21 protein-coding genes and 1 pseudogene are annotated in these 24507 nt (G+C 57.3%); 12 read left to right on the top strand and 10 right to left on the bottom strand.

Annotated features, from left to right (window positions below):
* Positions 1–123 precede the first annotated feature (123 nt).
* Complete coding sequence (locus ACR0IV_RS15075; protein ID WP_480734407.1) at positions 124–1038, top strand: LysR substrate-binding domain-containing protein; 915 nt, start codon at positions 124–126, stop codon at positions 1036–1038.
* Between the two features lie 25 nt (positions 1039–1063).
* Here the strand turns inward: ACR0IV_RS15075 and pbfA are convergent, their stop codons facing one another.
* The 7 genes from pbfA to ACR0IV_RS15040 all read right to left on the bottom strand — a co-directional run bounded on the left by pbfA (position 1064) and on the right by ACR0IV_RS15040 (position 10326).
* Positions 1064–2419: a (R)-1-hydroxy-2-aminoethylphosphonate ammonia-lyase gene (pbfA, locus tag ACR0IV_RS15070; protein ID WP_480659587.1), complete on the bottom strand. Its 1356-nt coding sequence runs from the start codon at positions 2417–2419 to the stop codon at positions 1064–1066.
* 99 nt (positions 2420–2518) lie between these two features.
* Complete coding sequence (phnY, locus tag ACR0IV_RS15065; RefSeq protein ID WP_480472050.1) at positions 2519–3961, bottom strand: phosphonoacetaldehyde dehydrogenase; 1443 nt, start codon at positions 3959–3961, stop codon at positions 2519–2521.
* Positions 3962–3978: 17 nt separating this feature from the next.
* Positions 3979–5226, bottom strand: coding sequence for a phosphonoacetate hydrolase (phnA, locus tag ACR0IV_RS15060; protein WP_480659586.1), 1248 nt, complete (start codon positions 5224–5226; stop codon positions 3979–3981).
* A 22-nt stretch (positions 5227–5248) separates the two neighbouring features.
* Positions 5249–6436: a 2-aminoethylphosphonate--pyruvate transaminase gene (locus tag ACR0IV_RS15055; RefSeq protein ID WP_480659585.1), complete on the bottom strand. Its 1188-nt coding sequence runs from the start codon at positions 6434–6436 to the stop codon at positions 5249–5251.
* Positions 6437–6642: 206 nt separating this feature from the next.
* A complete protein-coding gene (locus ACR0IV_RS15050; protein ID WP_480659584.1) occupies positions 6643–8331 on the bottom strand; it encodes a Na/Pi cotransporter family protein in 1689 nt (562 codons plus the stop codon).
* 85 nt (positions 8332–8416) lie between these two features.
* Complete coding sequence (locus tag ACR0IV_RS15045) at positions 8417–9193, bottom strand: DeoR/GlpR family DNA-binding transcription regulator (protein WP_480659583.1); 777 nt, start codon at positions 9191–9193, stop codon at positions 8417–8419.
* A 182-nt stretch (positions 9194–9375) separates the two neighbouring features.
* Positions 9376–10326, bottom strand: a complete 951-nt coding sequence (locus ACR0IV_RS15040; RefSeq protein ID WP_480659582.1) for a GlxA family transcriptional regulator — start codon at positions 10324–10326, stop codon at positions 9376–9378.
* Between the two features lie 234 nt (positions 10327–10560).
* Here ACR0IV_RS15040 and ACR0IV_RS15035 point away from each other — a divergent pair, with 234 nt between their 5' ends.
* The 5 genes from ACR0IV_RS15035 (at position 10561) to ACR0IV_RS15015 (ending at position 16931) form a co-directional block, all read left to right on the top strand.
* Positions 10561–11271 carry a GntR family transcriptional regulator gene (locus tag ACR0IV_RS15035; RefSeq protein ID WP_480659581.1) on the top strand — a complete coding sequence of 237 codons (711 nt, stop codon included), beginning with the start codon at positions 10561–10563 and terminating at the stop codon, positions 11269–11271.
* Between the two features lie 8 nt (positions 11272–11279).
* On the top strand, positions 11280–12197 hold the full coding sequence (locus tag ACR0IV_RS15030; RefSeq protein ID WP_480659580.1) for a dihydrodipicolinate synthase family protein: 918 nt from the start codon (positions 11280–11282) through the stop codon (positions 12195–12197).
* Positions 12198–12202: 5 nt separating this feature from the next.
* A complete protein-coding gene (locus ACR0IV_RS15025; protein WP_480659579.1) occupies positions 12203–13699 on the top strand; it encodes an aldehyde dehydrogenase in 1497 nt (498 codons plus the stop codon).
* Complete coding sequence (locus ACR0IV_RS15020) at positions 13696–15036, top strand: NAD(P)/FAD-dependent oxidoreductase (RefSeq protein WP_480659578.1); 1341 nt, start codon at positions 13696–13698, stop codon at positions 15034–15036. Before ACR0IV_RS15025 ends, ACR0IV_RS15020 begins: the two co-directional genes overlap by 4 nt.
* 68 nt (positions 15037–15104) lie before the next feature.
* Positions 15105–16931, top strand: coding sequence for a BCCT family transporter (locus ACR0IV_RS15015; protein ID WP_480659577.1), 1827 nt, complete (start codon positions 15105–15107; stop codon positions 16929–16931).
* 120 nt (positions 16932–17051) lie between these two features.
* On the opposite strand, the gene ACR0IV_RS15010 is transcribed toward ACR0IV_RS15015, so the two are convergent.
* On the bottom strand, positions 17052–18605 hold the full coding sequence (locus ACR0IV_RS15010; protein WP_480659576.1) for a trimethylamine methyltransferase family protein: 1554 nt from the start codon (positions 18603–18605) through the stop codon (positions 17052–17054).
* Between the two features lie 368 nt (positions 18606–18973).
* Here ACR0IV_RS15010 and ACR0IV_RS15005 point away from each other — a divergent pair, with 368 nt between their 5' ends.
* From ACR0IV_RS15005 to ACR0IV_RS14995, 3 genes are all read left to right on the top strand, one after another.
* Positions 18974–19273, top strand: a complete 300-nt coding sequence (locus ACR0IV_RS15005; protein WP_480472062.1) for a DUF2218 domain-containing protein — start codon at positions 18974–18976, stop codon at positions 19271–19273.
* A 12-nt stretch (positions 19274–19285) separates the two neighbouring features.
* The gene (locus ACR0IV_RS15000) at positions 19286–20344 is read left to right on the top strand and encodes a DUF3500 domain-containing protein (RefSeq protein WP_480472063.1); all 1059 of its coding nucleotides are present in this window, start codon (positions 19286–19288) and stop codon (positions 20342–20344) included.
* Positions 20345–20767: 423 nt separating this feature from the next.
* Complete coding sequence (locus ACR0IV_RS14995; protein ID WP_480659575.1) at positions 20768–21310, top strand: cytochrome b; 543 nt, start codon at positions 20768–20770, stop codon at positions 21308–21310.
* 89 nt (positions 21311–21399) lie between these two features.
* Here the strand turns inward: ACR0IV_RS14995 and ACR0IV_RS14990 are convergent, their stop codons facing one another.
* Positions 21400–22305 carry a LysR family transcriptional regulator gene (locus ACR0IV_RS14990; protein ID WP_480659574.1) on the bottom strand — a complete coding sequence of 302 codons (906 nt, stop codon included), beginning with the start codon at positions 22303–22305 and terminating at the stop codon, positions 21400–21402.
* Between ACR0IV_RS14990 and ACR0IV_RS14985 the strand changes: the two are divergent.
* The 3 genes and pseudogenes from ACR0IV_RS14985 to ACR0IV_RS14975 all read left to right on the top strand — a co-directional run.
* Positions 22289–22576, top strand: a pseudogene (locus ACR0IV_RS14985) (putative quinol monooxygenase); the annotation flags it as partial. The gene ACR0IV_RS14990 and the pseudogene ACR0IV_RS14985 overlap by 17 nt on opposite strands.
* Before the next feature lie 151 nt (positions 22577–22727).
* A complete protein-coding gene (locus tag ACR0IV_RS14980; protein ID WP_480472066.1) occupies positions 22728–23276 on the top strand; it encodes a thioredoxin family protein in 549 nt (182 codons plus the stop codon).
* Between the two features lie 3 nt (positions 23277–23279).
* The gene (locus ACR0IV_RS14975; RefSeq protein WP_480472067.1) at positions 23280–23657 is read left to right on the top strand and encodes a VOC family protein; all 378 of its coding nucleotides are present in this window, start codon (positions 23280–23282) and stop codon (positions 23655–23657) included.
* Positions 23658–23774: 117 nt separating this feature from the next.
* On the opposite strand, the gene ACR0IV_RS14970 is transcribed toward ACR0IV_RS14975, so the two are convergent.
* Positions 23775–24431, bottom strand: coding sequence for a GntR family transcriptional regulator (locus ACR0IV_RS14970; protein WP_480659573.1), 657 nt, complete (start codon positions 24429–24431; stop codon positions 23775–23777).
* Positions 24432–24507 lie beyond the last annotated feature (76 nt).

Below are 24507 nucleotides of genomic sequence, written 5' to 3'. Positions count from 1 at the left end.
TCTGGTTGGTCCTGCGATCTGCGCAATTGCAAAAAATCTCACCTTGGATTACTTGAAATAACTCTAAACTACACTCTGTGCTTGTAATACAAGCGACCGCAGCAGACGTTATACGAGGTGAAATTGCCCAAACGACCTTACGATATGCCTCCGATGACGTCTTTGGTCAGTTTTGAAGCTGCCGCGCGCCACGTCAGCTTCAAAGCCGCAGCAAAAGAGTTGAACGTGACCCCTGCGGCCGTGAGCCATCAGATCAAAAGCCTTGAACAGGAGTTGCGCTGCGAACTTTTCCATCGCTTTCACCGTGGTGTCGAACTATCGGAAAGCGGGGCTTATTTGCTGGTGGCTTTGCAACGCGGTTTCGAGGGTATCAATGAGGCCGTTGGGCAACTGCGGGCACATCACGGGCGGTCATCGGTTACGATACGTTCAACCACAGCTGTCAGCTCGCTATGGCTGACACCCCGTCTGGCGCAGTTCTGGAAAAGCCATCCGCATATTTCGGTGGCCCAGATCGTCAGCGATCAGGACATCAGCCCATCCGATTGCGACCTGAGCATCCACTACGGTCACATGGATCAGGATTCCGGCCTTTGCCGTGCCCTGTTTCACGACCAGATCATGGCCCTTGGCAGCCCGCGTTTTGCCGAGCAACATCAGCTTGGGTCTCCTGCGGACGTCGCGGATATCCCCCTGATCTATCTTGAAGCGGCTGACAGTGGCTGGACGGATTGGCAGGAATGGCTACGCGCGCTCGGGCACACGGCGAAACTGAAGGCCGCGCACCGCGTCAACAACTATGTCATCGCACTGCAGGCCGCGCAGGATGACATGGGGGCAGTGTTGGGTTGGGAAGGCCTTACGTCCGAGCTGATCGCATCGGGCAAGCTGGTCAAACTCATACCCGAGACGGTTTCGTCCCCATTGGATTTCTATGTCGTTCTGCACAATCAGGCCTCGGATCGCGCCAAAGTGCTATTTGACTGGCTCTCTGAGGCCGACAAGCCAAACGCGCACCGACCGGCACAGCTGCGCTAACGACAAAACGTGCGACCCCACAACGTCAGGTCTGATCCCGAATTGCGGTGATGACAATATCCAGAGCATGATCCAGATCGTCCCGCCCAATGGTCAATGGCGGTGACAAAGTCAGCACGCAGCCCTGGCTGATCTTAAAACTGACCCCAGCGTTCAGGCAGGCATAGTAGATACGCTCGGCGCAGGCATTGTCGGCTTCGCGGGTGGCACGGTTTTTGACAATCTCGATCCCGAACATAAGGCCGCGCCCGCGGATATCTCCTGCGATCTCAACCTGCGCCAATTCGCTTTCAAGCCGGTCCATCGCGTGGGCACCTAAATCGGCGGCGCGATCGACAAGCCCTTCTTCCTCAATGATCTGGATCGTAGTCAGAGCAGCGCGGGCCGTGACCGGGTTCTTCTCATGCGTATAGTGCCCAATAGCAAAATCTCCGCACACATCGAGATCGCGGCGGGCGACACAGGCAGCGATGGGCAGGATGCCTCCGCCCAGTGCTTTACCAAGGGTCACGATGTCGGGCACGATGTCGTCATGCTCAAAGGCAAACATTTTGCCTGTTTTGCCCAGACCCGTGGGAATTTCATCCATGATCAGCAGCGCGCCGTGTTTGTTGCACGCCTCGCGCACCGCTTGCCAGAAGCCCGCCGGGGGGACATAGGGCACTGCCCGCATCGGTTCCGCGATAACGGCGGCAATATCGCCTTCGCGTTCAAGGACGTATTCGACCATCTTGGCGCAGGCCAGACCGCAGGTTTCGGGACCCGCATGGTTATAAGGGCAGCGATAGCAGGCAAAAGGCGCGACATGTTCGGCCCCAGGAATCAAAGGCCCCGCGATGTGACTGCGGAAGGTCGCCTCACCTCCCACCGACGCCGCACCGAAACCGGCCCCGTGAAATGCATCCCAGAAGCTGACTGTCTTGAACCGGCCAGTCGCGGCGCGCGCAATTTTCAGAGCCACTTCATTGGCGTCTGAACCACCGGTGGTGAATAGCGTCTTTCCAAGGTCACCGGGCGCGATTTCAGCCAGTTTTTCGGCCAGCTCCACCGCCGGATCGTTGGTGAACCGGCGCGGTGCAAATGGCAGGTCATCCAGCTGCGTCTTGATCGCTTCGACCAGGCGTGGGTGGCCATAGCCGATATGATGGACCGAGTTGCCGTGAAAATCCATATACCGGCGGCCATCCAGATCCTCGATCCAGATGCCTTCGGCCTTGGCAATAGTGTTCACACAGGGACTGGACAGGCTTTGATGCAGGAACACATCCGCGTCGCGTTTCAGCAAAGGCGCAGATCGTGGCCCGATTGAGGACTTTTGCCACGATTTACGCGCACCCGAAGTGTTGGACTCGCCTTCGGTGTGGGTAATTCTGACAGACATATCATCCTCGATTTTGATTTGATCCGCAGAGATCGACAGCGCGAGGCCCCATGACGGGCCTCGCGCCGTGGTGAGAGGTTCAGACTTTCCTCTATGCCCCTACCTTGGCCACGGCATCGAATATGTCTTCACATTAGTGAAAAACTTCATCGCCTCGATAACACCTTCTTTGACGCCGTTCCCGGAGTCTTTGATGCCGCCGAAGGGGGACATTTCGATGCGGTATCCGGGTTGTTCCCAGATGTTGCAGGTGCCCACGTTCAGCCCGTTGATAAAGGCAATTGCGCGGTTCAGGTCGTTGGTGCAGACACCTGAGGACAGGCCGAATTCAGTGGAGTTCGAGATCGCCATGACCTCCTCATCATTGTCCTGCACGCGAACGATGGGGATGATGGGGCCAAAGGTTTCCTCCATCACCAACTCGCTGTCATGGGGGACCTTGTCGACCACGATGGGGGGCAGCAGCGCGCCTTGACGGCCGGGATGATAGAGGATTTCTGCCCCCTCCTTCTCGGCCATATAAACGCGGTTCTCAAAGAGCTCTGCCGCCTTGTCGTGGATGACGCAGCCCAGTTCGGTCTCGGGGTCTTGTGGATCGCCGAACTTGATCTTCTTCGCCTTCTCCAGCACCAGCGGCACGAACTTGTCAGCCACGCTCTCCTGCACCAGAATGCGTTTGATCGCAGTGCAGCGCTGGCCCGAGTTGCCGGTGGCACCGGCCACCGCAATGGTCGCAGCCTTGTCCAGATCGGCATCGTTGAGGTCGTTCAGAACGATCAGCGGGTCGTTGCCGCCCAGCTCCAGCGCCTGACGTTTGTAAACCGCCTTGGCCGCGATCATCTTGCCCACTGGCACGCCGCCGGTGAAGGTGATGATGTCGATGTTTTCATTGACGATCATCTCTTCACCAATGTCCTGCGGCCAGCCAGTGACCACCTGGAACATCTCGGGCGGCAGACCCGCCTCATAGAGGATATCCGCCAGCGTCAGCGCCGTCAGCGGCGTCAGTTCCGTCGGCTTGCAGACCATGCAGTTGTTCGACGCAATCGACGGCGCGATCTTGTGGCTGACCATGTTCAGCGGGTGATTGAACGGCGTGATCGCGCTGATCGCGCCCACAGGTTCCCGCGTGGTGAAGATTTTGCGATCCTTGCCATTGTGGGTCAGGTCGCACGAGAAGATCTCGCCATCATCCTTAAGCGCCTCGGCAGCGGCGAACTGATAGACATCCTGCGCACGTTTGGTCTCGTAGATCGCGTGTTGGTGGCAGATGCCTAGCTCCAGCACCAGCCATTTGGCCAGATATTCGCGGCGCTCACCGATCAGCTCTCCGGCCCGTTGCAGAATCTGGCTGCGCTCGTACCGGGTCAGCTTGGATTTATAGTTTGCCGCGATCTCGAACGCGCGGCGGGCGTGCTCGGCCTTACCCGCGGGGACATGGCCGATCACCTCATTGGTGTAGGGATAGAGAACCGGCACGGTCTCGTCAGTAAAGACGATCTCGCCGCCGATGCGCATCCCTTCGTTTCTGATCTCAGTCATTGCCTGATCTTTCATAGTTACTGCGCCGCCGCCGTGGTGGCATAGAAGAATGCATCGAAGTTGCGCAGTTCCTCGGGTTGGCCCGGCAGGTCAATCACGCGGTTGACGATGAAGGGCACTTCCTGCTCGGTCAAGCCGCCATGGCTGCGCAGCGGCTCTTTCAGCGCGGCCAGATCGTGGCGGTCTGCCGAGGTGCCAATGGTCATGTTCTCGCCCGAGATCATCACGATATCGCCGATCCGGTCGGCGGGCAGTTCAAAGCGGCGGATCGCCTCTTCCTTGTCGATGACAAGGATAAGCTCATCCCGTGCTTCAAGTTTCGTCATGATGTCCGTGCGGTCCGCACCTTCGGGCAGATAGGCGGTGGCAAACGCTCCAAGCGCACCATGGTGAACCACATAAGGGTCGGTGATCGGCAGGATCACACGGGCCTGACCCTCGCCCAGCCATTCGTCCATCAGGTCCTGCGCATAGATCACATTGGGCTCGCCCGCTGCGTTATGCTTGGGCTTCATGCCGTGGTCTGCAGTGACGACAATGGCCGCACCCAGCTCATCCAACTGCGCGAGGTATTTGTCGAACATGGCGTAAAAGTCCAAGGCGCCCTGCTGTTCGGGGGCGAACTTGTGCTGGATGTAGTCGGTGGTCGAGAGGTACATGATGTCGGGCTTGAACTCTTTCAGCAGCTTGACGCCCGCGGCGAATACAAATTCCGACAGCTCTGCCGAATAGACCTCGGGGACATCCATGCCCAGCCACGAACTGGCATTGTCGATGCCGTGTTCCGCCTTTGTGGTCTCACCCGAGCGCTCCGAGGAAAACGCCACCGCGCGATCTTCGTCAAACCTGAGGCCCGCACCCAGCAGCGCGCGCAACTTGTCCTTGGCGGTGACCATGGCAACGCGATAACCCGCCTCGTAGAACTGCGAGAAAATGGTCGGTGCGCGCAGGAAACGCACATCGTTCATCATCACTTCTTCACCGCTATCGGGATCGATCAGGTAGTTGCCGCAGATGCCATGCACGATCGGCGGACGACCCGTGGCGATAGACAGGTTGTTGGGGTTGGTGAAGCTGGGGATCACCGAATGCGCCAGTCGGTCGGTGCCAGTCTCGCGGATGCGCTTGAGCGTCGGCATCAGGCCCTTGGCGATGGCCACTTCCAGATATTCCGGCTCGCAGCCGTCCAGACAGATGGCGATGGCCGGAACTTTCGGCGCGGGATAGACGCGCTCATTCGCGGTCACAGGGGTATGGATGGTCATTTGAGGGGTGTCCTTTATCTTTTCAGGCGGCCAGTTTGGCGCGTTCTTCCAGTGCCCGTGCCGGAGGCGCCGCGCTCGCGACCCCCATCTCGGCCAGGCTGTCCTTGGCGGCGGCCACAACCTGCCGCATCACATGTTCATCCATTTGCCCGATGCAGCCGACGCGGAAACTGTCCACAACCGTCAGCTTGCCGGGATAGATGATAAAGCCTTTGTCCTTCATCAGCTCATAAAACCGGTCAAAGACGAAGTTCTCGTCCGCAGGGCAGAAGAACGTCACGATGATCGGGCTCAGCCAGCGGTTCTGCAGCAAGGTCTCGAAGCCCAGCTCGCGCATGCCCGCAACCATCACATCGCGGTTGTGGGCATAGCGTGCGCCACGGCCCGCAACACCGCCTTCGGCCTCATGCGCGCGCAGCGCTTCAAGGAAGGCAGCAACCACATGGGTCGGCGGCGTGAACCGCCACTGGCCGGTCTTTTCCATGTGCGCCCATTGCGCGTGCACATCCAGAGACAGCGAATGGCTGTTGCCCTTGGCCGCCTCAAGTTCATCCTTGCGGGCGATGATGAAACCAAAGCCCGGCACGCCTTCGATACACTTATTGGCGGAAGAGACCATCGCCTCATAGCGGATCTCGGACGGCTTGAGTTCAATCGCGCCAAAGGCCGACATCGAGTCGATCAGCAGCTTGCGCCCTGCCCCGTAGACGGCTTCCGAAATCTCCTCGACCGGGTTCAGAATACCCGATGAGGTCTCGCAATGGATCGCAACTACATGGGTGATCGCAGGATCCTGGGCCAGAATCTCGGCCACTTCCGACCCTCGCGGCGGCAAGTAATCGCCTTTGTCCAGCACCACATGATCGCGTCCCAGATAGGCCAGCGTCTGCGCCGAACGCTGACCATAAGCCCCGTTCGCCAGTACCAGCGCCTTGCCATCCCGCGGAATGAACGCCGCCAACATCGCCTCAACCGCAAAGCTGCCCGAGCCTTGCATCGGAACGCAGTCAAACTCTTCGGCACCCTCGCCCAGCAACGCCAGCAACCGGCTGCGCATCTCGCGCGTCATCGCGCGGAAATCTTCGTCCCAGCTGCCCCAGTCCTGCAGCATCGCCTGTTTCACCGGATAAGATGTCGTCAAAGGCCCCGGCGTCAGAAGATAAGCTTCACCCAAACGAGGTGCTTCAATCTTCCGGTCACTTCTGTTCATCCTTCACCTCCGATACCGCGTTCTCATCAACCCTTTGCAACCCAGAGGCCCATATGTAAAATCGATAATATCAATCTTATCATAGGATTTATTTATAGACGTCGAGCGGCCGCAAAAAAGCCGCCCGCAAATGCGCGACGTGGACCAAAATGTGGGCAAAGCAGCGCCGATATACGACCGAAAATCTTGCGAAACGCAGGTGGCTCTCAGGTCTCCGCTTCGCGTTCTCGTTGCGACAAGGTTTCAATCAACCGCGTTTCCAGCAACTGGCCATTCGAATACAGAATCGGTGTCGAGATCGCTGCGATATGACTGTTGAACTCGCGCAATGCGCGCAGGGTCTCGAGATGCACATCGCTGGTTTCAAAGCTGTCGATCATACCGTTCTGCAACCTGCGGAAATGCCGCTTGCGACTGTCGCGCTCGGCCCGTTTGATCTCGGTCTTTTCGAGATTTAGCAGACGCGCGCTCTCGAGGTCTTCCGAGAGAATCACGTTCGTTGCCAGTTTGAGATTCGCCAGGATTTTCTCGTGCATCTCCTGCAGTTCCGCCCAGCCTTCCGGCGAGAACTGCTTACCGCTCTCGCGCAATTCCGATGCCAGCACGGTCAGTCGTTTGGCCACAACGTCCCCCGCCGTCTCAAGACGCACCGCATATTCCAGCACGTCGCGGGCAACATCCGCATGCCGGGAGTCCATGTTATCGGACGGCAGTGAGGCCACGAAGGTGCGAATATCCGTCAGGCACTGGTTCACATCCAGATCGATATCCTGAATGGCCTTGATCTGTTCTTCATCGCCAGATCGGTAAAGGCCAAGCAAGGGACTGAACATCATCTGCACCAAATCAGCCATGCGCAGAAGCTCCCGCTTGAGCGCCGAGACGGCCAGTGTCGGCGTTTCAACCAAGCCGGGATCCAACGCGCTGACCGGGCGCGCCAGCGGATCGGCCTGACTGTTTGGCGCAGCATCGGGGAAGAGGCGTTCGAACGGAGGTTGTAGCAACGTGCAGAACGGCAGCGACAGGATCAGCAAAGAGGCATTGAACATAAGATGCGCGTTCACCAGCATCTGACCTTGGTAATCGCCACTTACCAACCCGGAACGCAAAGCCAGATTTGCAGCAAACAGACAGAGCACCGCCCAAACCCCGCGCAACGCCAGATTGGCAAAGGGGATGCGACGGGCGCGCGCCTCCATCCCGCGGGTCAGCCAAACCGGTATCAGCGCACTGCCCATATTCGCTCCCAGAACAAGGGACAGACCGGCGGAAAATGGCAACGCACCGATTTGCACCAATGTGACACACATCAGGATCGCCGCCACCGAGCTGTGCATGACAAATGCCAGAGCACCGCCGACAAGAAATGCCGTCACGTAGTCGCGCACCAAATAGTCGGCGATTGCGGGCAGGAAAGCGCTGTCACGGATCGGATCCATTGCCTCGCGCAGGAACCGCAGCGAGATCAGGATAAAGGCAATCCCCATCAGAATGCGCCCGATCTGGCGCGGCTTCTTGCGTTCGGTCTTGACGAACAGCCAGCCGCCTACTGCCAGCAATAGCGGAACCAACCAATCCAGTCGGAAAGACAGAATCTGGATCACAAGTGCCGAGCCCAGATCCGCGCCCAGCACAACAGCCAGACCGGCGGGAAAGGCCAGATATCCACCGGCGGCAAAGCCCGAGGCCAGCAGCGCAACCGCCGCCGACGATTGCAGCACTACCGCCAACAGCAGGCCGGTAAGGCTCGAACCCACCATGCTTTCATTCCGCGTCAGCACCCGCTGAAACGACGCGCCATAGCTGCGCTCGATCCCGGTGCGGACCATACGAACCGCAAACAGCAAGAGCATTGTGGCACCGGCCAGTTGCGTCAAGAATACTAAAATTGCCATTCTGCGCGATCTTTCTGCCGGTTTGAAATGCGGGCTTTCTGGTCTGCCCCGTATTTCCTAATTTCTGTTAAAGAGGTCAGTGACATCAGGCGGCCATCTCAACTTCGATCTGCCAATGCTCCAGCCTGGCGGACAGCTTCTTTCCGGGCTCAGCATCGGTCACGAGTTTCGAAATCAGCTGAGGGGCAAGCCCTTGGTGCGGGGCGAGAGCCCCGAGTTTCTGATGAACCATCGCCATGATCGTCATTTCGGCGCGCTCCGCGACGACGGCAGCAAGCTCAGCTTCCGACGAGTCGAGATACATGAAGCCCGCCTTGGCGCTCAACGCATCCGCGCTGAGGATAGCAAAATCATAAAGATACCGTCTGGCCTGACTTTCCGCAACGAAGCCGAACGCGCCCAGACTGTCACGATGCATCTCACCACCCAGCAGAAACACGCGGTTGCCCTGACGCGCAAGCAGCGTGTGCGCCACGTTCGAGGAATTAGTGACTACCCTAAGGCTGCTTTTGCCTCGCAATGCTTCGGCCACGAAGGCCGTGGTGCTTCCAACATCCAAAAACAGAAATGCGCCATCGGGAACCTGATTTGCGATTGTTTCGGCGATCCTGCGCTTTTCGTTGATATGCGCGCCCAGTCTCTGGAAATAATTAGTATCATGCCGCGCCCCGGTCAGGCGTGCAGCGCCGTGGGCACGCGTAATCAGACCACGCTTGGAGAGCGACTTGACCGTACGCCGGATCGTTTCTTCCGAAACATCAAGAAAACTCGCCAACTCGGCGTTGCGCGCATCGCCTCCGAGGCTACGTAAGGCTTCTAGCAATTGCATCTCTCGCGGCGTGAGAGAGAACTGGTCCGTCATCTAATTATTCCATCCTTGAAGGACGGGTGTAACAAAATAGCTAAAGAAGTCCACATAATTGTTGGATTATGACAAAAATACCCACATAAATACAGGCCAAGAATTCGTATCCTGACCAGAGTCAGGCGTCAAACCCGCAAATCGCAGGATTAACCTGCTGTTTTTGCGAGCATTGAAGCATCTCAATCAATTTTATTTTTCTGCATCTGTGGCGTGATGCCGAAATTAGCGCGGTACACCCGCGAGAAATGCCCTGGGTTCTCAAATCCACATGCGATCGCGACATCCGTGACAGAAGCCTCGGTCTGCAGCAGCAGCTTCCGGGCTCGATCCAGTCGCATCTCCATGAAATACTTTTTCGGCGACGCATTCAGGAATTTACCGAATAGCCGCTCAAGTTGGCGTGTCGAAATCCCAAGTTCTGACGCAATCTCAGTCGGAGAAATCGGGGCTTCGAGGTTCCGCTCCATGATCTGGATCGCCTTTGCCAGATGAGCGTTGCGCATCCCGTTACGCGACTGCAATGAAACGCGCTGCTCAGCGGTTGAATTGCGAACTGCATTGTACACCATCTGATCCGAGACCGAGACCGCCAGATCATGACCGTGATCCTGCTCGATCAGATGCAGCATCAGGTCAGCAGTCGCTGTCCCCCCCGACGCGCTGATGTATCTGCCATCCGCCGTGAACACGCTGCGCACCAGATTCACTTCGGGGAAGGCTTCCATGAAACTGTCATGATATTCCCAGTGGATCGCGGCCTCTGACCCATCCAGAAAACCCGCCTCGGCCAAAAGCCAGGAACCCGAACACAACGCCCCGATAGGAGTTCCCAACGCCCGTTCACGCCGTAACGCGCCCAATAAAGGGCGGGTTACGTGGTTGCGCATGTTAATGCCGGACAGAACAAACAGCCGGTCACATTTCGGGATGTGCGAGATTCCTCCATCCACAATCGTCACGATGCCGTTGGAGCAGGTTACCCTTTCCCCATCCTCGGACAGGATCGACCACTTATACAGCTCTTCGCCCTGAACCAGATTGGCGATCCGCAAGGGCTCGACCGCACAGGAAAAGGCCAGATGAGAGAACTCCTCGATCAGCAAGAACGTAAAATGCTGGGTTTTGGACATGGTGACCTTCGTATCAGAATTCCAGCAGACAGCAAAAATATCTGTCCTCTGGTTTGAGTGAGCCTTGGGGTTGGCGATTGTCGGCAAACGCACATCCCAATCTGTCGCTTAGCCCGTTCGGAGGAAATTGCATACTCCTATTTTTTTCATTGTACTCAATTTGTATTTTCTTGTAAGGCTGCGCAATCGACCCCGCACACAAGAGACTCGAAGCCACGAAATGGAGCAGTTTTGATGAAAGATGCAGCCCGGCGCCGGAAGTCGGAACTCTATGAACACCTCAAGACCGAAATCCTGACTCTGGCCATGAGCCCCGGTGCGGATCTGGACGAAGCGACACTGTCGGATGAATTTCAGATATCGCGCACGCCGCTGCGAGAGGTGTTTCGGCAGCTTGCAGGCGAAGGCTATGTGGAGCTGCGGGAAAATCGGGGCGCGCGAGTCTCTGGCATGTCCTATACCACGTTGCGGGATTTCTTTCTGGCGGCGCCGATGATCTACGGCGCCATCCTGCAGCTGGCCGCCAAGAACGCAAAACCCGCCCAAATAGATGAGTTAAAGCAAGCGCAAGACATATTCAAAACGGCGCTGCGATCCGGTTCGGGTGCGGATCGGGCGATGGCGAACAACCGGTTCCATGAGGTTACCGGAGATATGGCGGATAACATCTATCTGTTGCCATCCTTCAAACGGCTGTTGATCGACCACGCCCGGATCGGCATGACCTTCTACCGTCCGCAAGATGCGACGATGGTTGACAATCTCTCTGAAGCCAGCTTCCAGCATGACGCCATCATCACCGCCATCGAGGCGGGTGATGAGGCGGCTGCTGCGCAGCTGGCCATCGATCACTGGAATCTCTCGCGCGACCAGATCGAGCTGTTCGTCACGCCCACCGGGCTTGACCTGCCGCTGGGGACCGTGGCGCGCAAAACCCCTGCATGAGGATGTAAATGACTCCCCTGTTCAAGTTTGAAGGGATCTACACCCCGGTGGTGACCCCTTATCATGAAGATGGCAGCGTCAATTGGGATGCCCTGTCTGATGTGATCGAATATCTGATCGAAAACGGCGTGCATGGCCTGATCTCGGGCGGATCGACCGGCGAGAATTATTCCCAGACCGTGGCCGAGCGGCTGGAGCTGGCCAAGTTCACCCAACAATGTTTGAAGGGCCGTTTGCCGCTGGTCGTGGGGACCGGCGCGATGATGACACCAGATTCGATCGCTCTGGCCATTGGCGCGCGCGAGATTGGCGCGGATGCGATCCTGCTGGCCAGTCCGGCCTATTCAGTGCCCACCGATCAGGAAAACGCGCTGAACGCGCTGGCCATCGACAAAGCCGCTGATCTGCCGGTGATGCTGTACAACTATCCACACCGCACCGGCACCATGATGGGCGAAGAGTTTCTGGACCGCGTCGGCCGCAGCCGCAATTTCTGCGGCATCAAGGAAAGCTCAGGCGATATCAATCGGGTGCATCTGCTGGCACGCGACTATCCGCATATCCAACTGGGCTGCGGCATGGACGATCAGGCGCTGGAATTCTTCGCCTGGGGCGCGCCCTTCTGGGTCTGTGGTGGATCGAACTTCCTGCCTGCCGAACACGTGGCGCTCTACAATGCCTGTGTGGTCGAGGGCAATTTCGACAAGGGCCGCCGCATCATGTCAGCGATGCTGCCGCTGATGCACGTGCTGGAACAGGGCGGCAAGTTCATCCAGACCATCAAACATGGCGTCACCATGAACGGGATCGATGCGGGCGTCATGCGCCCACCGCTGCGCGGGTTGAACAAGGATGACAAACGCGCGCTGGAACAGGTCGCGCGTGTGTTGAAACGCAAAATCGCCGACATCGTGGCAGAGGGGTAATAGACATGAATCTGCTGACTCAGGACGAATACAAATCCATTGCCGCGGGTCTGGACTTGCCTACCGGCGCTTTCATCGATGGCGGCTTCCGCCCGGCGATGTCCGGCAAAACTTTCACAACCGTCAATCCGGCCACAGGCGACAAACTGGCCGAGATTGCCGCCTGCGATGCCGCAGACGTGGATTTTGCGGTCGAAAAGGCGCGCGTGTCCTTTGACGATGGCCGCTGGTCGAAACTGCACCCGTCCGAGCGCAAGGATGTGCTGATCCGTCTGTGCAAGCTGATGACTCGCAACGCGCGCGAGCTTGCGGTGATGGAGAGCATCGACAGTGGCAAGACCATCTATGACTGTGAGACCGTGGATGTACCCGAGACCATCCACTGCCTGAAATGGCACGCCGAAGCGATCGACAAAATCTACGATCAGGTCTCGCCCGCCTCCGATGATCATATCGCGATGGTCGTCCGCGAGCCTATTGGCGTCGTAGGGTTGGTGCTACCATGGAACTTCCCGCTGTTGATGCTGGCGTGGAAGATCGGCCCGGCCTTGGCTGCGGGTTGTTCGCTGGTTATCAAACCGGCGGCGGAAACCACCCTGACCGCGCTGCGTGTGGCAGAGTTGGCGATGGAGGCCGGTATCCCGGCCGGCGTTCTCAACATCGTGCCAGGCGGAGGGGCGGATGTCGGAGAACCGATTGGTCGTCACATGGGTATCGACATGGTCTCGTTCACCGGCTCGACCGTGACAGGCAAGCGCTTTCTGACCTACTCGGCTGAATCCAATGCCAAAGAGGTTGTGCTTGAGATGGGCGGCAAAAACCCTGCCATCGTGATGGACGATGCCGAGAACCTGGACCGCGTGGCCCAGCATCTGGTCAATGGCGCGTTCTGGAACATGGGTGAGAATTGCTCGGCCAGTTCACGCCTGATCGTACACAAAGACGTGAAAAGCGAATTGCTGGACCGAATCGCACATCACGCCAAGCAGTGGAATATCGGCGACCCGTTGAACCCGGAAACACGCATGGGCGCGCTTGTGTCCGAAGGACATTACAACAAGGTATGCGGCTATCTTGATCAAGCCGAAAACGTCGTGATCGGTGGTAAGGTCGATAACGGATTTGTTGAGGCAACAGTTGTCGAAGTCTCTGATAACAATGCCATCCTTGCGCGCGAGGAAATTTTTGGCCCGGTGTTGTCGGTTATCGAAGTGTCCGGGTTTGATGAGGCAATCTCGGTTGCCAATGACACCGAATACGGGCTCTGCGCATCGATCTTCACCGCCAATGCAAAACGCGCGATCCGTGGCGCCCGTGCGCTGCGCGCTGGCACCGTAACAGTGAACAGTTTTGGCGAAGGCGACATCTCGACGCCGTTTGGAGGCTTCAAACAGTCGGGTTTTGGCGGACGTGACAACTCAGTTCACGCCCATGATCAGTATACCCAGTTGAAAACCATCTGGATTGATCTTGCCGATGACGCAGACGAGGCTGTGAATTGACACGCTACACTGCACATACCCTACCGGTCCAACGAGGACCTGCCGCCTGGAGTGTCATTCTGGGCGACCAGGCCCCTGCGGCAGTGCTGGATGACGATCAAAGCGCCGACTTTGCAATCATCGGTGCAGGATATGCTGGCCTATCCGCAGCCCGGCGCATTCTGCAGTTGCAACCCAATGCCTGTGTCGTGGTAATCGAGGCCGGGCGCGTAGCAGAGGGAGCGGCAGGAAGAAACTCGGGCTTCATGATCGACCTGCCGCATGATCTGGCCTCGGACGACTACTCCGGCGGTGGTGATGATCGAAAAACGATCGCATTGAACCGGCAGGCCATAAGCTTTGCCCGGTCGGCGGTGGAAGAATACCAGATCGATCCGAATTTCTTTGATCCCTCTGGCAAGGTGAATGGGGCTGCCACTGAAAAAGCCGAGGCCCACAACAAAAGTTACGCTGAGCATCTCGCCTCGCTGGGTGAGGAGAGTCAGGTGCTGGACCCGCAGCAGATGTTCGAACTGACCGGCTCGCGCCATTACGTTTCCGGGCTTTACACGTCTGGTACCGTGATGCTGCAACCTGCTGGTTACATCCGAGGGATGGCAGACGGGCTTGCCGGACAAGGCGTGCGCATCTTCGAAAACAGTCCCGTTACCGGTTTTGCCCGCAAGGGTGAAGGCTGGCAGGTGATGACCCAAAAAGGCGCGGTGACTGCTCCGAAAGTCATACTGACCGTCAATGGCCATCTGGAAAGCTTCGGGATCGAGCGCAACCGACTGATGCAGTTGTTCCTGTTTGCGGCGATGACACCCGAGCTGGATGATGACGCACTTCACAAACTGGGTGGGCAGAGACGTTGGGGCGTGACCCCGTCTGACCCGATGGGCACGACAGTGCGCCGCATAGACACCGGTCAGGGCGGTAACCGGATTATCACCCGCACCTGCGCAGCGCTGCGTCCCAGAATGGCGGCCTCCCCAAGCGACTTGCGCCGGGCTGGCAGAGTCATGCAACGCAAATTCGACCAGCGCTTTCCACAACTGGCGGGCTGTCAGATGGAATTTCAATGGGCCGGTCACCTTTGCCTGAGCCTGAACAGCGTCTCTGTGGCGCGAGAAATCGACACCGGTGTCTATTCGGGCTGCGTGCAGAATGGGCTGGGCACAGCGCGCGGCACATTGACGGGCATCGCCGCCGCCGAGATGGCCTGCGGCCATCAATCCGAAATTTCACGACATTTCAACGCCGAGGCTGCGCCGAAGCAGCTGCCTCCGCAACCGTTCCGCGAGATTGGAGCGAACCTGATCCTGAGATGGAAGGAATGGAAAGCAACCGACGAATAAACCGATTTGCGATCATGCCAATAAGAACAGCCAGTGAATGGCGGGAAACTCGACACGGGAGGAATTAGATGTCGATAAAGGACCCTTTTACGGATTTGGAGATAAAGACGGCGGATGCCGGATTTTATGAGAATTACAGCGTTCCGATTGCGCTTATCAGTAAGGCGATCATGGTTGCGCTGGTGCTGTGGGCTTTGGTGTTTCCGGCCAATGCGAACGGCACCCTGGGCAGCTGGAACGGCAAGCTTCTGGAAAGCTTCAACGGCTTCTACGTCATCATCGTCGGGCTGTTCTTCTTCTTTCTGGCCATAGTGGCCATCATTCCGGGTACCGGCAAACGCGTCATGGGCACACCGGGCGAAAAGCCCGAGTTCTCGAACTTTTCGTGGTTTTCGATGATGTTCGGGGCCGGTCTGGGCGTCGGCCTGATGGTCTTTGCCACAGCCGAGCCTTTGGGCCTTTGGGGCTCGAACCCGGTGGTGGTGTCGGAAGATGTGGCCGGCAACACGCCCGAGGCGCTGCAGTCGGCCTATCGCTTCACCTTCCTGCATTATGGCTTCCATGCTTGGGCGATCTACGTGGTGACTGGCCTGTCGCTGGCCTACTACGCCTATACCCGCGACATGCCGCTGACCATCCGTTCAGCCCTGACGCCGCTGTTCGGCAAACTGATGAACGGCTTTCTGGGCCATGTGGTTGACGTACTGGGTGTTGTTGCAACGATCCTGGGTGTTTCCGTCACCATCGGTTACGGCGTCAGCCAGTTCATCGACGGTGTCTATGCCATCACCGGTATGGGATGGGTGATGGATCTGGGTGGTGAAGTGCCAACCCCGTCCAAAGTGGGTCTGATCACCGGCCTGGTTGTCATCATGTGCCTGTCGATCATCTCGGCGGTATCGGGTGTTGGCCGGGGTGTGAAATACCTGTCGAACCTGAACCTGGTTCTGTCGATCATCCTGCTGGGCACCTTCGTTGTGTTTGGCTCGTTCGTCTTCGCCATGACCACTTATGGCACGGCAATGGTCGACTATATCCTGCACTTCATCTCGCTGAGCTTCGGTGCCTATGGCCCGCTTTCGGCCGAAGCCTTCGCGGCAGCTCTGCCTGCCGAAGCACAGGCGCATGCGGATGCCCTGATGGGCGGTGCAACCAACGCCTGGGGCAGCTTTGACGGCTTCAAGAGCGGTCTGGAAGGGGCTGCAGCGGAACTGGATGAGGCCACTCTGGCCGCAGCTTACGCCGCAGGTGAGCAAGGTCGTCAGTTCGGCTGGCAAGCCGGCTGGACTACCTTCTACTGGGCTTGGTGGATTGCGTTCTCGCCGTTTGTGGGCCTGTTCCTGGCACGCATCTCGAAGGGACGTACCGTGCGTGAGTTCATCCTGGGCTGCGTCTTCGCACCCGCGCTGGTCTGCTTTGCATGGATGACCGTTCTGGGCGGCACCGCGATCGACCTTGAGCTGGCAGGCGCGGCTGAGGGCGCGATCATCGGCGCATCGAACACCAACAAGCTGTTCGTGACGCTGTCCTACATGATCGACGGTGGCCTGCTGTCGATGCTGAACGTGATGTGCGTGATCCTGATCATGACCTTCCTGGTGACCTCTGCGGACTCAGGTATTCTGGTGATGAATACGATCATGTCAGGCGGCAGCCAGGAGACGGGCATCAAGCACCGTATCATCTGGGGTGTGATCCTGACGGCAGTCATTGGTGCGCTGATCCTGGCAGCGGGTGAAAACAACCCGATGGACGCATTGCGCAACGCAATGATCATCGGTGCACTGCCTTTCACCATGGTAATGGGCCTGATGTGCATCTCACTGTGCAAAGCGCTCTACCGTGACGGGCTGCGCGACAAGCACGAAGGCACCGCTACGCAGGCTGCTGAATAAGCCACAGCGCTCAAATCCAAACTAGGAACGCCGCCCAATTCGGGCGGCGTTTCGCGTTTGAGAAACAAAAAAGGGCCCGTCCTGAAAGAAAGACGGGCCAGTTCGGGGAGTGTATCCGGCTCAGTAAGACTGGTTCAATTCATCCGCTGCCGGTATCTCGCGCTCACGACGCGCGATATAATCCAGCAGCGCTTCGTTCTTGGCATCGTCCAACTTGGGTTCCTGATACTCGGCCAGCAGCTTGCGCGCATGTTTGAGAGCGCGCTCGGTGATCTCGACGCTGCCCTCGGCCTGCCATTGCTCGATCGAGTTGTTGTCGAAGAGCTCAGGCATGAAGAAAGCCTGCTGGAAGTTCTCCTGCGTGTGCGGATGGCCCAGATAGTGACCTCCAGGGCCTACATCAGGAACCGCTGCGACGGCTTGATCGAAATCGGCCCATTTGGGACCTTCCGCCATGCGATAGGCCATTGCGCATTGTTCGGCATCGACGATGAACTTCGCGACCGAGCAATGCATCCCGGCCTCATTCCAGCCCGCCGAATGCCAGATATAGTTTGCTCCGGCATGGATCACGGCGCTCAGGGTGGTGGCGGATTCGTACCCGGCCTGCGCGTCAAAGGTCTTGGCCCCGCCCAGCGTGTTCGAGGTCCGCCATGGCACGCCATAGTATCGCGCCATCTGGCCGATCATGAAATTCATGAGGCTGATCTCAGGCGTACCTGCCATCGGTGCACCGGATTTCATCGAGACCGTGGAAAGGTAATGCCCGTAGATCGCGGGAGCCCCCTTGCGAATGACCTGAGTATAGGCCAGCGCGCTTAACGCTTCGGCGTTCAACTGCGCCACCGTGGCCGGTACACTGGCGGGTGTGTTGGCACCGCCCAATACGAAAGGCGAACACAGCACCGGCTGCTTACGACGGCAGAACGCGCGCATCGCGCCCAGCATGGTTTCGTCCCACACCAGCGGAGAGTTTCCGTTACAGTTACCCGTGGTGACGGGGTGATCCTCAAGATATTCCTCGCCGAACAGGATCGCGCACATCTCCATCACATCCTCGGCGTTCTTGGGCGATGTCGTCATGCCCATGAACGTCTTGTCCGAGTGCTTCATGGACGAATAGGTGATCCGCAAATGCCGCTGGCTGATCGGGTGATCATATGGCTCGACAATATGGTGGGCCGAAGAATGCAGCGCGGGCATCATATGTGCCAGCTTGTGGAACATCGCCAAATCGTCCAGCGTCGGGTTGCGACGCACATCATCCAGATCGCGCAGGAACGGCGCGCCGGTCATCGGCACAAAGATTGAGTGATTTCCACCCAGCCGCACATTCTTATTCGGGTCGCGCGCGTGGTAGGTGAAATCCGAAGGGATCGTGGCGATCAATTCGCGCACCAAGCCCCGATCGAGGAAGACAAGCTCGCCCTCGACCTTTGCGCCCGCCTTCTTCCAGTCTTCCAGTGCAATCGGATCACGGAACTGGACGCCAACATTCTCCAATATATCCATCGAGGCCGCGTCGATCCGTTCGACATGCGCCTGATCCATCACCTCGCACAGCGGTATGCCGCGCGTCAGGCCCGGAAGCATGTCAAACTTGGGTGCGGTGCGGATGGCGCGGCGGGCCAACCGCCCACCAGACCGGGAACGAGTTACCGTTTCTGTCGTCATCAGGTTTCTCCAGCAGTTTCCACGATCCTTTCAGTTTTGACGACGGCTCACTTGACGATTCCCGAAACCCGCTTGCAGGAAACGACATGATCGGACTTTGAACGCTATCGGCCAAATTCGCTTCGACCGCAGCCGCTGTTTAAGACCTCCAGAATGGGCACAGGCGCTCTTTCAGGGTGCCTAAACTTCCAACAAATCGCGCGCTGAAGCTGGATAAAGGTGGTCTGGTCAGCAGCCACTATGGAATAAACCTTCGGATACGGATATCCATTCATTCAACTCATCGAAGAAAGAAATCTGACAAAACGAACTAATCCAGCAAATATGGCGTTGCTATATCCGCTTCAGTACAAAGCGGAGATTGCCGGATGCCAGTGTCATCAAAAACCATGCTCTCAACCCCGAAGGCCGACGGGTATGTCGAACAGCTTTCCAAACATTTTGGCCACAAGATCAATGTTGAACGACAAACAGATGAGGTCGTGTTCCACTTTTCAGCTGGCACGGCGCGGGCACAGGCCGAGGGTGACATTCTGCGGTTGAGCGCCCAAGCCGAGACCTTTGAACAGTTGCAGAAGTTGCAAGAAATCCTTGGCTCTCATTTAGAGCGGTTCGCCTTTCGCGAGGATTTGCGCGTGATTTGGCCCGAAGCTACGGACATTGAATAAAGGATAATGACGATGAGAGCTTTGACGATAACCGCAGCGTTGTTCCTCGCCACGACCGCGTTCGCACATGAAGCCCCAACTCATGAACATGCGCAGATCTTCCCGATCCCAGCCTACGCGCAGCCTTACGGACCGGCATCGGGCGTCGCAGCCCTTGAGGCGGCCCAGACGTTTCTGGCCAGCATCGACGATGGCGCGAAGGCTCAGTTCATGTTTGATATGGGCAGCCCCAACCGCGCGCAATGGTCCAACCTGCCTGCGGGGATCGTTGAGCGGACGGGTATCTCGGTCGGCGAACTCTCGGACGAGCAGCGCGCGTTGCTGTTTGAATTCCTGGCGTCATCGCTGGGCGAGGACGGCTATCAGAGCGTGGTCGAGGCGTTGGCCGCTGAGACGTTCCTGAGTGCGGACAAGCGCGCCAAACAGCTGCAATGGGCACCAGAGAATTACTGGCTGTCTTTCTTCGGCACACCCTCAACCGACGGATCATGGGGATGGCAGTTCGGCGGGCATCATCTTGCCCTGAACATCTCGATCGAAAGCAACCGGATCGAAACCATGTCGCCCACGTTTGTCGGCACCGAACCGGCAATATTTACAGTCAACGGAGTTGACTATCAGGCTGTGCGCGACATGCACCTGTCCGGGTACGCAGTCTTTTCTGCTCTGAACGCAGCACAACAGACCGCTGCAGATGCGGGCACAATCCCCGAGGATGTGCTGACCGGACCGGGGCAGGATGGCACCATTCCGTCGGTGATCGGCTTGTCTGCCGCGGATATGGATACCGGGCAGCGAGAGCTATTGCTGGCTGCCATCAAGGAATGGGTTGCGATTCAGCCGGATGAAAACGCCATCCCGCGCATGGCCGAACTGTCTGATGGATTGGAAGACATCTCATTTGCCTGGTCGGGAACCGATGAGGTCAACACACCCACATATATGCGCATCCAAGGCCCGACGTTGATCATCGAGATGCTGTCGACCGGCGGCAATGTAGGCAGCAGCGCCGTGGGTTCGGGGCACTACCACACAATCTATCGCAACCCGACCAAAGAGTACGGCCAATAAACTCTCGCAACGCATATGCCCATCAAGTCGAAATAGTCATGATCGAAGACCGTCAGTCTAGAACTCTGAAGCCGCTAAATAAATCACTGGGGTGAAGTCGAGTCATCGCCACATCAGGGCGGTCGAAACAGCGAGGATGATTTCAACGCTTGCCTGCGCATTGCGCGTGTAGGTGTGTCAACGTCGCCGGATTGCACCTGGTCGCGAGAGGCTGGGTGTTCTCCACCAGTCCTGCACCGAAAGCTCCCAGCTATGCCCAGATACCAGCCGACTTCAGTGCCGCGACAGAAGACCGTGCTGGCCTGCTGCTCAACGACAATCGATCCGTTGAGCAAAATCTAAGGCGAACAGGTTTATTTCGCCGGAACCGCCCGGTTTGACCGTTTAGCCCTCAACGCTTGGCACATCACAAAGGAACGAGCCATGTCTACCACACCTCTGACCCGCACCGAGATCTCTCTGCACTGGATCGTCGGGCTGGGTATGATCGCGGTCATTGCAATGGGTCTGTACATGACCCGCACCGAACAGTTCGCCCTGTATGGTCTTCACAAATCCCTCGGCATGCTCCTTTTTATCTTCATCCTATGGCGTGCGGTTCTGCGTCTGCGCATGGGATGGCCGCAAGAGGTCAGCTCCGGCACCCGTATGGAACACGGTCTGGCGCGGGTGGTTCATTGGGTGCTGATCCTGGGCACGATCGCGATGCCGTTGTCGGGTATGCTGGATGCCTATATGTCCGGTCGCGGGCTGACGCTCTTTGGTCTGGATCTGATGGCGGCCAACCTTGGCGACACCGGGCGACCAATTGCCATCAATGAAAGCCTGGCAGAGCTTGGTGAGCTCATCCACATTCTAGCCGCCAAGATCGTTATCGCTGCAATCCTTCTGCACGTCGTCGGAGCGATCAAGCACCACATCATCAACAAGGACGGTACCCTGAGGCGGATGCTGGGAGCACGTTAAGCAAATTTCTGCGCCCGGATCACACGGCCTTCTATCCGTGTGATCCGGTCTTCAGGGATAACATCTGGCAATTTGAACTGACTTCGGTCTCAGTCAATGTGTTGCTCCACGGAACGGCGCACAGCTTTCTCAAGATGATCCGCAAAGGCTCGCACACGCCGTGGCTGAGTTCGGCCAGGTGGGAAGAGCATCTGCAGCGGCGTCGGTGATGGCGCGTAAGACGGCAGGATTTCTACAAGGTCTCCACTATCGATGTCGGCGCTGACATCCAGCGCAGATTTCAGGATGATCCCGCGCCCCTCCAACCCCCACTGCCGAACCAACGCGCCATCATTTGCGACGCGATCACCCCTGGCGGTAACGACCTGCTGCTCAGAACCGCGCCCAAAGCGCCATTGATTATCGAGATGGGTACCAAATCGCATCACGAGGCAGTTATGCGTGCTCAAGTCCGATGGTGCGCTTGGGGTCCCCTGCTGCTCCAGATAGTTCGGTGCAGCACAGACCAGCCGCCGAAACTCACCCAGACTACGTCTTCGCAATGTGCTGTCACCGATCTCGCCGAAGCGCAAAGCAATGTCGATACCTTCACCCACCACGTCGACATAGCCATCCGAAAGCGACAGTTCGATCGAAATATCTGGATGCTCTGTCAGAAAATTCCCGATTGCCTTTGACACAATCGAGCGCCCCAGATCATTGGGCGCAGACACTCGGATAGGTCCGCTGAGCGTTTGTGCACCCATACGGATACGCGCATCAAGCTCGTCAACGGATTCCAACACTTCGCGCGCACCTTCAACCAGCGCGCGGCCTTCTTCCGTCAAGCGGACGGAACGGGTCGTCCGGTTCAGCAGTACAACACCGTAGTGTGCTTCGAGGGCTGCCAGTCGCTCGGACACTGTGGTTGCGGACAATCCCGCCTCGCGCGCGGCTGCGGTGAGTGAACCTTTTTCGACGATCTGCAGAAATAGAGCGATGTTCTTCAGGAGCATTATGCGGAATTTTCGGATTATCTATCCGATCAATACCCGTTTATCCGGCAGAGGCAACGGGATAAGTACTCCTCAGTACCGATTGAGGATAAATAACATGGCAAAACTAACCATCGTGGCCAACATCAAGGCCAACCCGGATCAGATCGAACTGGTGAAGGCTGAGCTGATCAAACTGATCGACATCACTCGTGCCGAAGAGGGATGCATCAATTACGACCTGCATCAGGATAACGACAATCCAGCGCATTTCCTGTTTTATGAGAACTGGGAATCGCGCGAATTGTGGCAAACCCATATGAATAATCAACACCTGAAGGACTATATGGCCGCCACCGAAGGTGCGGTTGTGGAATTCACGCTGAACGAAATGACCTCGGTCGGGTGAACGCCGCCAGGGCTCATCACAAAGGAAAGCGATCATGCTGCTGGACACCCCGATCTGCGACTTTGGCTGGAAGGCGCCGGACTTCACGCTAAAAACTCCGGCTGGCGTGCCGGTCAAGATGTCTGACCATCTGGGGAACGGCTTGCTGATCGCTTTCATTTGCAATCATTGTCCATACGTCAAAGCCATCGCTGCCCGGCTTGCAAGTGATGCGGATTACCTTATGTCCAAAGGCATTGGCGTTTTGGCGGTGATGTCCAACAATTATCAGGATTACCCTGAAGACGCGCCGCCCCGGATGGAGGAATTTGCACGTCGCAACGGTTTCGCCTTTCCCTATCTCGTTGATGAGGACCAGTCTGTGGGTCGAGCGTATAACGCAGTCTGCACGCCGGATTTTTTCGGACTGAACGCCAATGGTGAGCTGCAATATCGCGGTCGACTGGATGATGCACACATGGGAGCGACCGATAATCGAACTCCGGAACTGGTCAACGCCATGCTCCAAATCTCAGAAACCGGTCAGGGACCACGCGAGCAGATCACCTCGATGGGTTGCTCGATCAAATGGTCGCGCAGGTAAGACATGCCAATCGAGACTCTGAATCATGTGAACCTGCGGACTACGCGTCTGAGCCAGATGATCGAATGGTACCAACACGTATTGGGATTGAGGGTCGGTGAACGGCCGAATTTTCCGTTTCCGGGCGCATGGCTCTATGCCGGCGACACCGCTTACGTGCACTTAGTGGGGGTTGAGACCGAAGCGGTGGGTTCGGAAACAAGCCTGAAGCTTGAGCATTTCGCGTTCTCCGCAAACGGGCGCGCAACGTTCGAGGACAAGCTGCAACAGTTGGACGTCACGTATCGGCGCACGGATTTGGCTGCAGCAAATATTGTGCAACTGAATGTCTGGGATCCTGATGGCAATCACATTCATATCGACTTCGCCATGGATGAATAAGTGATAGCCAGTTAAGTCGCCCCTCACCCAACCAATATACAAAGCCGTCTGCTTATACCGCTAGACATCCCAGCCTCAAGGTGACCCTGGGCACCGCCGCGCACTGCGCGAATGACGTTATTCGGATGTGTTCTTCAAAGAGGCCATGAGGTTGTGGAACTTCTCGCCCTGCACGGCGACGTGGGTGCGCAATGCATTCGCCGTTTCCTCTGGATCTCCTTTGTCGAGCGCATTCACGATATCCTCGTGTTCGGACATCGACTGCTCCATACGTCCACGGAACCGCAGCTGTTGCCGCCGGAAGGGTTTCAACCTTCTATGCAACTTCGACGCCTCTTGCTCCAGAAACGAGTTGCCGGACTGATTGTATATGGTTCGATGAAACCGCTCGTTTTCGAGGTAGTAGGTATCCGGGTCCCCGGCATCCACCGCCATCTGGCACTTGTTGTTTGCGTCGGACAAATCCTCCAAAGCCTTGTCCGATATGCGCAGAGCAGCAAGGCGTCCGCAAACAGCTTCAAGCTCAGCCATGACCTCAAACATCTCCATCAGCTCCACCGGGCCGGGCTGTCGGACAAAAGCGCCACGGCGCGGGATGAGGTCAACCAACCCCGACAGGGCAAGCCTTTGAAATGCTTCTCGAAGTGGTGTGCGTGAAACGCCGAATTGATCAGCCAGGCGAACTTCGTCCAGACGATCTCCGGCTGGGAAAGTGCCGTCAAAGATCAGCTCTTCCAGGTCTTGGGCAATGGTATCCGCAAGGCGTTGGTCCATGGCTTATTGTTTTATTCACAAATTAACGAGAACTCAAGAATTCAATTCTTGTATACAAAATACTTGACTAAAAAAA

It is taken from the genome of Ruegeria sp. C2, from assembly GCF_056537765.1.
The sequence above is the reverse complement of the archived record's forward strand: the minus strand, read 5'-3'. Positions and strand labels throughout refer to the sequence as shown.